The sequence below is a fragment of the Cycloclasticus pugetii PS-1 genome, from assembly GCF_000384415.1.
Taxonomy (GTDB): domain Bacteria; phylum Pseudomonadota; class Gammaproteobacteria; order Methylococcales; family Cycloclasticaceae; genus Cycloclasticus; species Cycloclasticus pugetii.
The window spans coordinates 229,575-243,523 of record NZ_ARVU01000001.1 but is presented as its reverse complement, the minus strand read 5'-3'; the positions used below and the strand labels follow the sequence as shown (position 1 = coordinate 243,523).

17 protein-coding genes are annotated in these 13,949 nt (G+C 42.5%); 10 read left to right on the top strand and 7 right to left on the bottom strand.

The features are described 5' to 3' along the window. Positions 1-43: 43 nt before the first annotated feature. Genes CYCPU_RS0101230 through CYCPU_RS0101215 form a run of 4 tightly spaced genes read left to right on the top strand, consistent with a single transcriptional unit; the run spans position 44 to position 2,605 of the window. Positions 44-1,336, top strand: a complete 1,293-nt coding sequence (locus tag CYCPU_RS0101230) for a chloride channel protein (protein ID WP_015005064.1) — start codon at positions 44-46, stop codon at positions 1,334-1,336. Then, positions 1,323-1,829 carry a TlpA family protein disulfide reductase gene (locus tag CYCPU_RS0101225; RefSeq protein ID WP_020161702.1) on the top strand — a complete coding sequence of 169 codons (507 nt, stop codon included), beginning with the start codon at positions 1,323-1,325 and terminating at the stop codon, positions 1,827-1,829. Before CYCPU_RS0101230 ends, CYCPU_RS0101225 begins: the two co-directional genes overlap by 14 nt. Then, the gene (gene hemJ / locus CYCPU_RS0101220; protein WP_016390441.1) at positions 1,829-2,251 is read left to right on the top strand and encodes a protoporphyrinogen oxidase HemJ; all 423 of its coding nucleotides are present in this window, start codon (positions 1,829-1,831) and stop codon (positions 2,249-2,251) included. Before CYCPU_RS0101225 ends, hemJ begins: the two co-directional genes overlap by 1 nt. Positions 2,252-2,311: 60 nt before the next feature. Then, positions 2,312-2,605 (top strand): oxidative damage protection protein, encoded by a 294-nt coding sequence (locus tag CYCPU_RS0101215; protein ID WP_015005061.1) that lies wholly within the window; start codon positions 2,312-2,314, stop codon positions 2,603-2,605. 274 nt (positions 2,606-2,879) lie between these two features. Here the strand turns inward: CYCPU_RS0101215 and CYCPU_RS0101210 are convergent, their stop codons facing one another. Further along, positions 2,880-3,269: a HesB/IscA family protein gene (locus CYCPU_RS0101210; protein ID WP_015005060.1), complete on the bottom strand. Its 390-nt coding sequence runs from the start codon at positions 3,267-3,269 to the stop codon at positions 2,880-2,882. 165 nt (positions 3,270-3,434) lie between these two features. Between CYCPU_RS0101210 and CYCPU_RS0101205 the strand changes: the two genes are divergently transcribed. Genes CYCPU_RS0101205 through CYCPU_RS0101195 form a run of 3 tightly spaced genes read left to right on the top strand, consistent with a single transcriptional unit; the run spans position 3,435 to position 5,973 of the window. Then, entirely contained in the window at positions 3,435-4,679 is a 1,245-nt protein-coding gene (locus CYCPU_RS0101205) for a porin (RefSeq protein ID WP_015005059.1), read from the top strand. 19 nt (positions 4,680-4,698) lie between these two features. Then, positions 4,699-5,202, top strand: coding sequence for an FMN-binding protein (locus tag CYCPU_RS0101200; RefSeq protein WP_015005058.1), 504 nt, complete (start codon positions 4,699-4,701; stop codon positions 5,200-5,202). A gap of 3 nt (positions 5,203-5,205) precedes the next feature. Continuing rightward, positions 5,206-5,973, top strand: a complete 768-nt coding sequence (locus tag CYCPU_RS0101195) for a PepSY-associated TM helix domain-containing protein (RefSeq protein ID WP_016390440.1) — start codon at positions 5,206-5,208, stop codon at positions 5,971-5,973. A gap of 41 nt (positions 5,974-6,014) precedes the next feature. Here the strand turns inward: CYCPU_RS0101195 and CYCPU_RS0101190 are convergent, their stop codons facing one another. Continuing rightward, the gene (locus tag CYCPU_RS0101190) at positions 6,015-6,518 is read right to left on the bottom strand and encodes a DUF5063 domain-containing protein (protein ID WP_015005056.1); all 504 of its coding nucleotides are present in this window, start codon (positions 6,516-6,518) and stop codon (positions 6,015-6,017) included. A 75-nt stretch (positions 6,519-6,593) separates the two neighbouring features. On the opposite strand from CYCPU_RS0101190, the gene CYCPU_RS0101185 reads away from it, so the two are divergent. Together CYCPU_RS0101185 and CYCPU_RS0101180 are read left to right on the top strand one after the other, a co-directional pair. Then, complete coding sequence (locus CYCPU_RS0101185) at positions 6,594-7,082, top strand: J domain-containing protein (RefSeq protein WP_015005055.1); 489 nt, start codon at positions 6,594-6,596, stop codon at positions 7,080-7,082. After that, positions 7,072-8,850 (top strand): SLC13 family permease, encoded by a 1,779-nt coding sequence (locus CYCPU_RS0101180; protein ID WP_016390439.1) that lies wholly within the window; start codon positions 7,072-7,074, stop codon positions 8,848-8,850. Before CYCPU_RS0101185 ends, CYCPU_RS0101180 begins: the two co-directional genes overlap by 11 nt. A gap of 26 nt (positions 8,851-8,876) precedes the next feature. Here CYCPU_RS0101180 and CYCPU_RS0101175 read toward each other — a convergent pair whose 3' ends face one another. The 4 genes from CYCPU_RS0101175 to CYCPU_RS0101160 form a co-directional block, all read right to left on the bottom strand. Next, complete coding sequence (locus CYCPU_RS0101175) at positions 8,877-9,473, bottom strand: hypothetical protein (protein WP_015005053.1); 597 nt, start codon at positions 9,471-9,473, stop codon at positions 8,877-8,879. A gap of 59 nt (positions 9,474-9,532) precedes the next feature. Next, a complete protein-coding gene (gene yjgA / locus CYCPU_RS0101170; RefSeq protein WP_015005052.1) occupies positions 9,533-10,039 on the bottom strand; it encodes a ribosome biogenesis factor YjgA in 507 nt (168 codons plus the stop codon). Between the two features lie 215 nt (positions 10,040-10,254). After that, a complete protein-coding gene (locus tag CYCPU_RS0101165) occupies positions 10,255-10,440 on the bottom strand; it encodes a hypothetical protein (protein WP_015005051.1) in 186 nt (61 codons plus the stop codon). A gap of 12 nt (positions 10,441-10,452) precedes the next feature. Continuing rightward, positions 10,453-10,773, bottom strand: a complete 321-nt coding sequence (locus CYCPU_RS0101160) for a putative signal transducing protein (protein ID WP_015005050.1) — start codon at positions 10,771-10,773, stop codon at positions 10,453-10,455. A 38-nt stretch (positions 10,774-10,811) separates the two neighbouring features. Between CYCPU_RS0101160 and rnd the strand changes: the two genes are divergently transcribed. After that, complete coding sequence (gene rnd / locus CYCPU_RS0101155) at positions 10,812-11,963, top strand: ribonuclease D (RefSeq protein WP_020161701.1); 1,152 nt, start codon at positions 10,812-10,814, stop codon at positions 11,961-11,963. Positions 11,964-11,969: 6 nt separating this feature from the next. On the opposite strand, the gene CYCPU_RS0101150 is transcribed toward rnd, so the two are convergent. Further along, the gene (locus CYCPU_RS0101150) at positions 11,970-13,949 is read right to left on the bottom strand and encodes a LysM peptidoglycan-binding domain-containing protein (protein WP_020161700.1); all 1,980 of its coding nucleotides are present in this window, start codon (positions 13,947-13,949) and stop codon (positions 11,970-11,972) included.

The following is a 13,949-nucleotide window of genomic DNA, read 5'->3' as shown; positions in this document are numbered from 1 at the left end:
ATCAGCACATTTTACACTAGCATCGTCTGATATACTTAGTCGAATGGCAAACCCCAACGTTCAGCAAATTTTTACGCTTTTCTCTGCTTGGAAAACTCACCTTGTTTTCTGGTTAGGCGCTATTTTTGTAGGCTTGTCATCGGTCGCTTTAACTTTCGGAAGTGAATTGGTCAGCACATTATTTAGAGAGCTGCATCAAAAATACTTGATCTACAGCTTTTTATTTACACCTATCCTCCTTACTTTTCTTGCTTGGGTCACCTTTACTTTTTTTCCTGGCTCAGAACGTAGCGGTGTCCCGCAAGTTAAAGCAGCGCTTGAACCTTCAGAAGCCGGCCTTAACAAACCACTACTTAGCTTTCGAATCCTTGTTGGTAAACTATTCCTTAGTATTGGCGGTATTTTTGCCGGCGCTTCTGTTGGTTTAGGTGGGCCAGCTATACACATTGGCGCCGCCTTGATGACTTACTTTGGGCGGTTTGCTAACTTTGGACCTCATTATTTAGAACGCGGACTCATTTTAGCTGGCAGCTCCGCCGGTTTTGCAGCACTTTTTAGTGTCCCATTGGCTGGCATTGTATTTGCCATCGAAGAAATGGGGCGCTCACTTGAGGAGAAAACCAGTGGGCTCATTATCACTGCCGTTATTTTTGCCGGTGCTACGGCCTTAATTCTCCATGGGCAATATGTGTTTTTGGACAACTATCCAACATCCTTTCCTTGGGGAAAAGCTTGGCTCATCATTCCTGTCTGCGGTATTGCTACTGGGTTTATGGGCGGCCTTTTTAGTTTAATCCTTCTTAAAGGCGGGCCTTTTTTAAAATCTATAAACTACTTATCACCCCTTAAAATTGCCTTTATTTGCGGCATCATTATTTCTATTCTTAACTACCTGTCTGAGGGTGCAACTGCAGGGACGGGCTACCAAGAAACTAAAAACTATCTATTCAATGCTCAAAGCATGTCATCTGAATACCCTTTGATGCGAATGCTCGCCAGTATAGCCACCTTTTTTATTGGCATTCCTGCTGGTATTTTTGTACCATCCCTTTCGGTTGGCGCAGGCATTGGAGCCAACCTAGCTGAGTGGCTGCCAATTGCCCCTGTCTCAGTTGTCATTCTTTTAGGCATGACAGGTTATTTTTCAGGCATGTTACAAGCACCGTTAACATCCTTTGTCATTATTATGGAGATGACTAACTCACATGATTTATTATTGCCAATGATGGCTACAGCCTTTATTGCCAACGGAACATCTAAACTAATTTGCCCTATAGCTTTATATCAAGGGTTAACTCAAAACTACCTTAGTGCAAAACCCAATGAACAAAAATAAATCCTTCCAATTTATATTAGCCATCTTACTGATTGGTTTTGCCGGTTTGGTGTATTTCAATAGCGGCGCCATCAATCAGGTTCCTGACATTTCAATAAGCACCATAAACGGAGAAGAAATTGCCACCACCTCACTCAATGGCAAACCTGCTTTAATCACGTTTTGGGCCACCGATTGCCCTAGCTGTATTAAAGAAATACCTCATTTAAAAGCGATCCATGCAGATTATGCTGATAAAGGTGTGTCTATTATCGCTATTGCTATGAAGCATGATCGCCCAGAGCATGTTATCGCGATGACACAGGCGAAGTCTCTTCCATACACTATTGCTTTAGACCCGAAAGGCGATGTCGCGAAAGCTTTTGGTAATGTTCGTTTAACACCGACTACCTTTTTAGTCGCACCCGATTCAACTATCGCCTTACACAAGCTTGGGCTGTTCGATGAGGAAAAGATGCGAAAACAGCTCGATAAATTATTGGCTAAAAGCTAATGTGGTACAAAGCGCTACATATGATATTCATGGTCACCTGGTTTGCTGGCCTATTCTACCTGCCTCGCTTATTTGTCTATCACGCCATGAGCGATGATGAGACCAGCAACAAGCGTTTCAAACTGATGGAACGAAAATTATACTTTGGCATCATGACACCGGGGCTGGTCCTTACCCTGCTTTTTGGCATCTTAATGCTGACAGACTATGCCTGGGCTGCGTTTGGCCAATCAGGTTGGCTGCATGTAAAATTAACATTAATTGCATTACTGTGTATTTACCATGTTTATTGTGGCAAGTGGCTACTTGATTTTAAGCACGATCGTAATAAACATGGCCACGTGTACTTTCGTTGGATGAATGAATTACCCGTGTTATTTTTGGTTGGCATTGTAATTTTGGCGACAGTTAAACCTTTTTAGACCTGCACTTCCGTATTAAGCCTTGTATAATCTTTTTCAAATTAACTCCAGAGCCTATTTATGACTAACACCGTTCAATGTGTCGTCCTTAAAACCGAATCCGAAGCCTTAGACAGTGCTCCCCATCCAGGTGAGCTAGGTGAACGCATTCTGGCAAACGTATCCAAAGAAGGCTGGGCATTATGGCTCGAGCGCTTATCAATGATTATCAATGAAAATGGTTTAAGTACCGCGGATGTGGAAAGCATTCAAGTGATTGAGAAACACATGAAAGGCTTTTTCTTCAATGAAGGTGAAATGGGGCATGTTCCAGCTGGTTTTCATGAGGCTACGACACCGCCTAAAAACTCATAAGATTCACTCTTAACCCCGAGACTGAGAAATGGCTATTTTTTAAATCGTTATCTAACTTTCTATAGGCTGCATTAAACAACCTATAGCCTTGATACCCCTCAGTAAAAACCAGCCGCCCAACGTACAAGTTGCAGCGAGTTCGAAGCCAACATAAAAAAAAACCTAAAGCCTAGCTTTAGGTTTTTTAATTAAGAATCAGCGCCGCTTTATAAAAAAACAGATACAACGTTAAAAACTAAGCGGCACCTCTAAGCTTTAAACGACCGACTGTTTTTTAGCTGCAACCGCCACTAGAAGAGCCGCATGAACCACAGCCGCCTGAACCGCCTGTTGCCGCAAACACATTGTTGAAAACAAAACTCGCTTCGCCCATGCCTTTATCAATAAAATCAATCTCAACGCCACGCATATAATTCAAGGCCACTGAATCCACATACACCTTATAATCACCCGAATCTAATACGCTATCATAAGGTGTTTTTTCATCAGAAAATGTCATGCCATATGACATGCCACTACAACCACCACCTGATACGAAAATACGAATGGCATCCATTTCATCACCCACCTCTGCGAATAACTCGGAAAGCTTTTCACCAGCTGCCTCGCTAATATTGATATCCGCTGCCGATAAAACTGAATTAAATGAACCTGCTGCACCCATCGTTAACTCCTTATAAATATATTTATACCCCATCATTATACGAGAAATGACATCAAACCGCCTGTTAATTATTAAAGCAGACAATTATTTGGTTGCTAATGAGAATGATTCGTATTAAGATTCCCTCTCACCCTAATTTTTAACTTTCTAAGAGAAAAGATTATCATGAAAAACAGTATTAAAAAGTCAGGTAGCTTAGCGCTTTTGTTGGGGGTTCTTGCTGCCCCACAGGCATCGGCATTAACGCTTGAAGACCTTGCTAAGAGGCTCGATGCACTGGAAGCAAAAAATAAACAATTAGAACAAGAAAACTCCCAATTGCGAGATGCTGTTGCCACAACCAACGACAAGGTAGAAGCTGCTGTTATCGCGACAGAATCTATTGCTGACAGTGCCAGTGGTATCCAAAAACTAGCTGATTGGGCAGACAAAACCAGCATTGGCGGTTATGGTGAATTACATTACAACAACCTTTCAGGCAAAGGTGGTGCTAGTGATAAAGATGAAATTGACTTCCACCGTTTTGTTCTATTTTTTGGCCATGAGTTTACCGATGATATTCGTTTTTTCTCAGAATTAGAGCTTGAACATAGCCTTTCAGGAGACGGCAAAGACGGTGAAGTTGAACTAGAACAAGCGTATATAGACTTCGACCTCAATGATAACCACACCGCACGTGCCGGTTTATTTTTACTACCTGTCGGTATTATCAACGAAACTCATGAGCCACCTACTTTTTACGGCACAGAACGTAACCCCATCGAAAAAAACATTATCCCAGCAACTTGGTGGGCAGCAGGTGCAGGTGCTCATGGTGAACTAGGCGCAGGCTTTAGCTATGACGCTTATATCCATTCTGGCCTTAATGTTGATAATGGTTTCAGTATCCGCAGCGGTCGTCAAAAAGTTAGCAAAGCAAAAGCGAATGATCCGGCTGCTACCGCACGTATTAAGTACACTGGCATCCCAGGTCTTGAACTTGCAGTATCAGCTCAACACCAACAAAACATGGGTCAAGGCTTAGTAGCAGGCCTAGAAAGCGGTAACTTAATTGAAACCCATGCTATTTGGTCTACTGGCCCCTTCACTGTCAAGGCTCTATATGCTGCTTGGGATATTGATGGTTACGCTGTTGAAGCAGTCGGCGCTGACAAACAAGAAGGTTTCTACGTTGAGCCATCTCTCCGTTTATCTGAAAAATTTGGTATATTTGCTCGATTCAACCAATGGGATAATTATGCAGGTAGCAACTCTGGCACCGCTAAAGATACTGAAAAGGAACAATGGGACGTTGGTATAAACTACTGGCCACATGAAGATGTTGTCATTAAAGCCGACTATCAATACCAAAATAATGATGATGGTAAAGAGCAAAATGGACTTAACCTCGGCATCGGCTATCAGTTTTAATCGGTCTACTTAAAAACCCATGAAAAGGATTGCCTTATTATTTGCCGCTGCTTTTTTCTTTCAAGCAGCCATCGCCAAAGGGGTCTATCAGACCCCTGAGGCTTTCCTCAATCAAGTGTTTGAAGGCAACACCCCCCCTTTATCATCGGTTTGGCTAACGAAAGATAAGAAAGAAGTCATCACTCAGTTTTTGCAACATAAGCCTTCGTTTATCCGCGTAAAATATTGGCAAGATGGCGAAAAAACAGCGTGGATACTTGACGAAGTTGGCAAAGAAAAACCCATTACTATCGGCGTCGTCATTGAGAGTGGAAAAATACAACAACTCAAAGTATTAACCTTTAGAGAATCACGAGGCTGGGAAGTTAAACACACGTTCTTTACTCGCCAATTCGATAATGTTGGCATCAACCAAGATCAACAACTTGATAAACATATCGATGGCATCTCTGGTGCCACTTTATCCGTACGAGCCCTAAAAAAAGTCGCTAGAATAGCCCTTTACCTCGAACAACAACTTTAAATCATGGGCAACAAAAGGTATCGCCGAAAAAAATTTAGTTCCTTATACCTTTGGCATCGCTACACGGGGCTCTTAGCTGCTGTGTTTGTCATCTTTATTAGCCTCAGCGGTATTGCGTTAAACCACACCGATGATTTGGCGCTAAAAAAAAAACACCTTAGCTCTAATTTTCTATTAGACAATTACAACATCCAAGCGCCTACTTGGACCCGACAATTCAAAACAAAGCAATATACCGTCACACAGGCCGATGATTTATTATTCATCAATTCGAATGAGGCTATGGCAATAGACAGCATGTTAGCTGGTGCCATTGAATTTAATGATTTTTTACTTATTGCATTAACCAATACGGTACTGCTGATTGACGCAGACAACCAGCTCGTTGAAACATTGGGCACTCTCAACGGAGTCCCCGCTAATATTAATCGCATAGGGTCTACTAGTGATCAGCAAATACACTTGCTTGCAAACGATCAAATTTATCGACTCACTGAGGCATTGAGTTTTCAAAAAACTACCGTTGACGAACAGCTACACTGGGCCAGCCAAGAACCTTTATCAAAGACTGCACTTAAGGCCATCAACCAACGCTATAAATCAAACATTATTTCACTGGAAACCTTTATGCTAGACATACATAGTGGCCGTTTTTTTGGAGCCTACGGGGTTTTATTGTTTGATTTAATCGCAGTTATTCTTATATTTTTAGCTTTTACCGGGGTTATTATTTGGATACGACAATCTCTAAAACACCGCCAACGTGACTAAAAGTAAGCAAGCACTTACTACAACTAACCCATCCAACAGCTTTATATTTGATGGTGGACGCGTAAATGATACAAATGTCGCTCAGCATCGATCAAATGCTGCCCCCAATGAAGAAAGAACCCATCACGCCATAGGTTCAAAGCAACAGATAAGTTCTCTTGGCCGCAATTAATAATATCTAAGCCCCGTTTAATTTCGAAGTAAAGGTCGGCCAAGTCTTCAGACAGGCTTCCATACAGTTCGTTATGGATTAACTCCTCACCTACTTCATAACCGTCTTTCTCGCCTAATGATTTTTTAAGGTGGCAGAAAAGCTCGAAGCGCTCATCAATATCAGATAATGCAAAAAAGCATTCCGCCCTATTATTTGCATGATCGATTACTTCCATAACGGCGTGAATTCTTGGCAAAACCAAACTAATTTGAGTCAGCCAGTTTTGCGCCTCAAACTCATCTATATTTTCAATTAGAAAACAAAACCGTCTTGCATCCTCCGGCAGTTCTTGGATTTGTTTTGAGATTTTATTTCTATTTTCGTTTCGCACACAGTAAGCTTAGACAAAATTAGAAGAAATACCGTGAATTAATAAAATAATGCTACAAATAAATTTACCGCTCGTATGATTCGCCTGCTCTTAGTTATTGCCGTTGCTTTAGGTGCCATCTATCTCGTCCGATGGTTCCTCAACACCCCCGCTGAAACCGTTGCTGCCACTATTCGAAAATCACTTTGGTTGTTGTTAGGTCTCGGGCTTATCTTTCTTGCTGTCACCGGCAAACTAAATATTATCTTTGCCTTTATTGGCTCCGCCATTCCACTTATTGCAAAGCAGCTGCCCAATATTTTACGCCTGCTTGGTATGGCTAAAATAATAAAATCCACCAAAAGCAAAGCTCAGGGCAACACCCCACCGCCTTCAGCGCAAGCAATGAATCAACAACAAGCCCTCACTATGCTGGGCTTAAAGCCCGGCGCTTCAAGAAAAGACATTATTGCAGCACATAAACGACTCATGCAGAAAGTACACCCCGACAAAGGCGGTTCCGAAACCTTAGCGAGTCAAATCAACCAAGCCAAAAACTTACTTTTAAAAGAATATGAACCATGATCAAAGCATAATATTCGCCATCTTAACGGTAACCCTTGCTTTATTCGCTTGGGGACGATGGCGATATGACATTGTTGCGTTAACAGCCATGACTGCTGTTCTATTATTTGGCCTTGTTACCCCTAATGAGGCGTTTGCAGGCTTTGGGCACACAGCTGTTATTACCGTTGCCGCTGTGTTGATTATCAGCCAAGCACTCAAGAATGCCGGCGTTGTTGATGTTGTGGCCTCCTACTTATTACCCCACACTGGTAACGCCATCATTCATATTGCCTTATTAACGGCTCTTGTCACCTTTTTTTCTGCCTTTATGAATAATGTTGGCGCGCTTGCTTTATTACTACCAGTTGCCATTGCCACCGCTAAAGAGCACGGCCGATCACCCGCGATGGTTTTAATGCCCTTGGCGTTTGGTAGTATTTTAGGCGGCATGAGCACGATGATTGGTACGCCACCCAATATTATCATTGCAAATTATCGTGCTGACATTACTGGAACCGCTTTTAGTATGTTTGACTTCTCACCGATTGGCTCCGTTATCGCTGTCATTGGCGTCACCTTTATTACCTTAATTGGCTGGCGGTTAATACCAAAAAAACGATTTGAAGAAAATCAGCCCGAAAAGCTATTTGAAGTCAGTAGTTACTTAACCGAAGCGAAGGTGATGCCAGAAAGCCCCTTAATTGGCCTTGCTGTTAATGAAGTTGAAGACCTTCAAATTAACGATATTGGCATTGTTGGCGTTGCTCGTGGTCACTATTTTGCACTTAATACAAACCCAAATTATAAGCTTAAAGAAAACGATATCTTAATCCTTCGAGGCGACCCGTTAACCTTGCAGAGCAAATTTGCTGATTCACACTTAGAATTTCAAACAGCCACTGGAAAAACATTTAATAATTTAACCGAGGGCGACCTCGCATTAACCGAGTGTGTTATTACCGCCACTTCTCCGCTGGTTGGCCGAGATGTTTCTTATTTACGTCGCCGAACCGCTAATTCAGTTGCTGTTATCGGCCTTGCTCAAGAAGGATCTGTGGTTCGCAAACGCCTACGCAACAATACCTTTCAGGCCGGTGACGTCCTATTGCTACAATACCAAAAAGGTTTAATTAACGACATGCTCACAGGGCTCAATCTATTACCGCTCGCCGAACGTGGCATTCAAATTGGGCAACACCGCCGGGTTTTGATAGCTTTGGCAATTTTTATTGGCGCGATTATTCTCGGTGCAATCAATATTTTGCCAATGGCAGGAGCCTTTATCTTAGCCATTCTTGTATATTCCATCATGGGGTTTTTGCCTGGCAAAGACGTTTATCGCGATGTCGATTGGCCAATTATTATTTTACTTGGTGGCATGATTCCGGTTGGTCGCGCCTTAGAAAGCACAGGCGCTACCGAGCTGGTTGCCAGTAGCATCGTTAGTATCACTGAAGGGTTACCCATCTACATGGTTTTAACGCTGATTCTAGTAACCACAATGTTTTTATCCGATATTATCAACAATGCTGCCACTGCGCTAGTAATGGCCCCTATTTCTGTTGGCATTGCAAATCAACTTGGCGTGAATATAGACCCCTTTCTAATGGCCGTTGCCATTGGTGCCTCTTGCGCTTTTTTAACACCTATTGGGCATCAATCCAATACACTTGTAATGGGGCCCGGCGGTTATCAATTTGGGGATTATTGGCGAATGGGACTACCCTTGGAAATTATTATCACGCTGATCTCTGTCCCCCTTATTCTAATCGTCTGGCCGTTGTAATAACGACCAGACACTAGAAATATTTATTAACGAAGCAGAACGTCTGCTAGATCAATCACGTCAATAACTGTACCGTTTCCTTCTAAAACCCGTACCACTTTATTACCTACTCGACGGACTTCTTCACCATCACGTATCGTAGGCAGTCGTCTGGCCAACTCATGCGGGATACGTTCTGAGTATCGTAAAATATCGCTATCCAACACTTCTCCGCGGGCTACTTTTGCCTCCCAACCTGGAGGCAACTGACCACCACGATCTAATTTCTTTTGCAAACCATAAGGTACCTGTTTGTCCTTATTTTTTTTATACTTTTTATCGGCTTTATCATCACCATCACGGCGATAATAATCTTTTATATAAGAACGTTCTGACTCAGTAAAATAATGTTTCGTTTTTTCTTTATCTTTATTTTGCTTCTGTTTTTCTTTTTTACTGCCTAGCGTGTCGTCGAGCTCCTTTTTATCCAGCTTCTCAGAGCGACCAAACCAGCGCTCCCAAAAGGATTCACTGTGTTCGGCCTTGCCTACAAACTCGCCCTCTGGTTTAGCCGCATGCACGGCTGTAATCGAGAATAAAAAAAGCAACACCAAAACACCCATTGTTGATCTTTTAGTTAACATAACCCTCTCCTTATTTATAAACATCTGGACACTATAAGCGAACTTAACTGAACAGCTTCTTAATCATTAACCGACAGTTCCTTTATATACTGAAATATTTTCCGTGCAGCAGCTGGCGGCTTTTGTTTTTCCAATTCTTGATTCGCTTTTCGTTGAAGCTGCCTAATGTGTTGGCGATCCGCCTGTGGGTAATTCACTAAGAATTCGCTCAACGCTGCATCTCCTTGCTCGACTAACTTATCTCGCCATTGCTCCATCATATGTAAGCGAGCTGTCGCCGCTCTGTCTTTATCGAGCTGTCGTTCAATGGCTTGGTTAATCCCTTCAACATCGGTACTGCGTAACAATTTTCCAATATACTTAAATTGCCGTTTTATCGCCCCGCCTTTAGATAATTTTCTGGCCACAACAATGGCTTGTCTTAAGTCATCCGTTAATGGCATGCCATCGAATTGATCTTGCGACAAATCCGCAATCCTTTTCCCTAGCGCCACCAAATCATCCGCTTCTCGTTTAATTTGAGTTTTACTGATGAGTTCTGCTGCTCTTGCTTCTTCTTGATTCATTAACTATATAACCTGATCTAATAATAACGACATGCTAACAAATTAACCGTGTATTGGTTTAATACACTCGGTTTTATTGTGTTCAAGCCAAGCATAAAAACCTATTCTTATTTGAGGCATCTACTTATGCCTTGTTATATACAAAGCCATCTGCATGTCCCTTAACAGACCTAATAACGGCTAACTACTCGATCAAACATCGAACATTTTCACCCTTAGCTGGTCAGCACTAAAAAAATAACAAATAAAATAACAGCCGCTATGGGTAACAAAATACCAGCCCAGTCCTTTTCCGCCTCTTCACTTTGTTTAAGCGCCGCTTTAATACCCGGTCTAAACCAAAAAATAACCAATAACGCTACCGCGCCCAACGCTAATTGCTCCCACAATGCCATATTCATCTTTTAACCGCCTTAATTTGTCTCGATAGGTTTTTCTTTCTCACAATTCCAACAATGTGAAAACTGTCCGTCACTTTCTTCTCCACAAAACGAACATCTCCATGCAGGTAAATCTTGCTCACCCAGTGGATCACTGGCCAAATACTTTTGCGCTAATTGTTCGTCACGTTCATCATTTATCCAAAGCTCTGGCCAACACTCTGTCGGTGGTAACTCTCCGGCAGCGGCCCCTAAAAACTCATTTTTGATTTGGCAGGCAATCCCGTGTTGTTCGAGGTAGTTTCTCCAAAAAGCAACCTCGATAAAATTTTGCGCTGTAAAAACTTTAATCATCGTTTACACTGCCTCTTCTTTTTACACGCTTTACTGTTATGACGAAACCTCACTATATCGACACCAATGAACAGCTTTCTGAGTTTTGTAACACGATAAAAAACGAACCTTGGTTGGCGATAGATACTGAGTTTCAACGGGAAAAAACCTACCGTTCAATACTGGCGTTAATTCAAATTGCCACTGCCGATATAGTCGCTATCATCGACCCAATAGCCTGTGACATCAAGCCCTTATTGGATATTTTATACAGCCAAAATATACTCAAAGTCTTCCATGCCGCACGTCAAGATCAAGAAATTTTCTACGATTTACGCGGCAAGCCATTAGCGCCTGTTTTTGATACTCAAATTGCCGCGCCCATTTTAGGCCACCCAGAACAAGCCGGCTATGCACGATTAGTGGATGATATTTTGGGTGTGCAATTAAGCAAAGCTCATTCACGTACAGACTGGCTACGTAGACCGTTAAGCGAAGAACAAATCACCTATGCAGCTGACGATGTGATTTATCTAGCCAAGCTTTACCCATTATTAGAAAACCAACTAAAGGAAAAAGACCGACTTAATTGGTTGGCGCCAGCCTTTGCCGATTTATGCAAACCTTCACTGTATTCCAACCCACCAGAACTTGCATGGAAAAGGATCCGAGCAGCCAAACGTTTAAAAGGTGGCGCCTTATCTGCGTTACAAAAATTAGCCGAATGGCGTGAAGACCTTGCACAACAAAAAGACATCCCTCGTGGCTGGATAATTAAAGATGATATTTTAATAGAGGTGGCCAAACTCAAGCCAACCAATCTCCACACTCTATCGTCTATTCGCGGCATTTCAGACAAATTCACCGATAAATTTGGGCGCGCAATTATCGACATTATTGCCAATGCCATTGACAAAAAACCAGCCTCTACTGCGGCTCAACAAAAACCTAAGAAAGTCACTGAAAAACAAGAAGCCTTAGCCGATCTATTAATGGCTCAAGTAAGATTGAAAGCCGCCGCCGCGAACGTCAACGCCACGTCTCTCACCAATCGTAAAGAATTATTACAGTTGATCCATGGTCAACGCGATCTTGAGTTATTGAGTGATTGGCGCAATGAGATGGTTGGCCAAGATCTCCTTGCTACGCTGGAAGGCGATAACAACTTTAGTGTCACTTCAGGTGAACTCGTTATTTCACCTTCAACATAAGGTCTACTATTTTGGCTTTTTCTTAACCTTAGGAATGGTTAACCGTGTCCCAGTACTAACACGATTAAGGTCGACTTTCGTATTGTATTGCCTTAACAACCATAACGGCACATTTTGTTGTTGCGCTAATAACCAAACAGAACTGCCGTTTTTGAGCCGTAATGTTTCTGTTTCAACAACGCTAAACCGCTTAAAAAAGTCATCCTGTATTTTTTTATGAAAAGCCAAGCGCTTGCTTTCTAATTGACGCCTGTCTACATGCGAGAAATCAAGCTTAAGTCGATCGCCCATCCTTAGCCGAGATTGAGCACTCATCTTATTAAGCTTTCTCAAGACCGTCGTTTTTAACGACAACCATTCGGAAAAATGCCCAAGCGTCTCATTACTTTGAACTTCGACAGACCCATCATCGGCCACTCGATAATTACTCGGGTCCGCTTTTAAACTGTTTTCTTCTACATGGTTTTTAGGGTTAAGGGCCTTTGCACTCGCAGCGACTGACAATACATCTGGGTTTGCTCGTATCCGCAGTTTTTGTCCTACATATAAATAATGCTTATTTTTTAATTTATTTAAAGACACAATATTCGCCTCAGACACGCCTACCCTACTTGCAATAGCTGATAAACGATCACCCTTTCTGACGGTATAAAAAATAGCATCCTGCGCTACTGGGTGTGCGCCCTTTAATTGGTTTTTCGCTATATTAGGTAACTTTAGTAGCTGACCAACACGAATCTTATGTTGACTCTTTAGCCCATTTATCGCCACTAACTGACTGGTTTTTACCTTAAAGCGTTCAGCAATTTTAGAGAGCGAATCACCTCGTTTCACCCGATATGAAACATCAGGTTTTTGTTTCATTGATTGCTCGTCAGGAGGAATTCTGGCCATTAACCCTTTAATCGACGCAGCACCCGTCTCTACCGGCACCCGAAGCTTGTAGCCCTTTGGAATATATTTATTGTTTGACCAAACGGTCGGTTGTAACGCTGGGTTCAACGATTTAAAAATATTATTGTTAATCCCAAATGCCGTCATTAAGCCTTGCGCCGAGTAATAGGATGGCAACTTAACCTCTTGAATCACCATCGGGGGGTCTCGTTGCACTTGCCCAAAATATTTTGACGGTTGCTGGTCAATATCGTGTGCAGCGACAAACGCATTATAAAAATTTCGTGAGGCAAACCCAAACGTACGGCCCTTATATTCACGCACTATTTTGGCAATATCAGTTCCCCCCGTCGCTGACACTGCGCGCCTCATACCCGCAGCGCCGTGGTTATAAGCGGTTAATGCTAGCGGCCAGGTTCCCGTAATTTTATGGTTATCTTTTAACAACAAGCCCGCTGCCCTTGTTGCCAGAAAGGGGTCTAATCGTTCATCAACGACGTGATCAATACGCATAAACCGACGCCCCGTCGAACGCGTAAATTGCCACAAACCAGCAGCTCCAGCATGCGATCTAGCATCAGAACGAAATGATGACTCAACATGCGGCAAAGCGGCCAACTCATCCGGCAAATCAAGCTTTTGAAATTCTTCCTTAATATACGGCTGCCAACGCCCTGCCCTCACCAACCCCTGCTTAAACCGATCTGCTTGCCCGAGTTGAAAGCGTAACCGGTTTGCCGCTTCTTTAAACTCTTCGCCGGTAGTACCTGTTGGCCACAAGGCTTTAATATGCCTATATCGCGCCTGATCTAGTCGTTTACTTGGGTTAGCCGCAAGGTAGAGTAAAATGTCTTGGTAGTACTTTTTCTTTTGTTTAATGGATTGTTGACGTTCTTTATAGCTTGTGCCCGGTGTAAAAGATAAGCGTTCATAAATGATATTCAACCGCTGATTATCATGTATAAAGCCTTCATCAGTCGTCACTTCTGTGTAAACTTTTAACCAAAAATTAACATCTGGCTTTAGCACATGCGGCAATGGAAATGCCTCTTGGTCTCTTGCCAATGATGTATTAGATAGTATCGCCGCCAT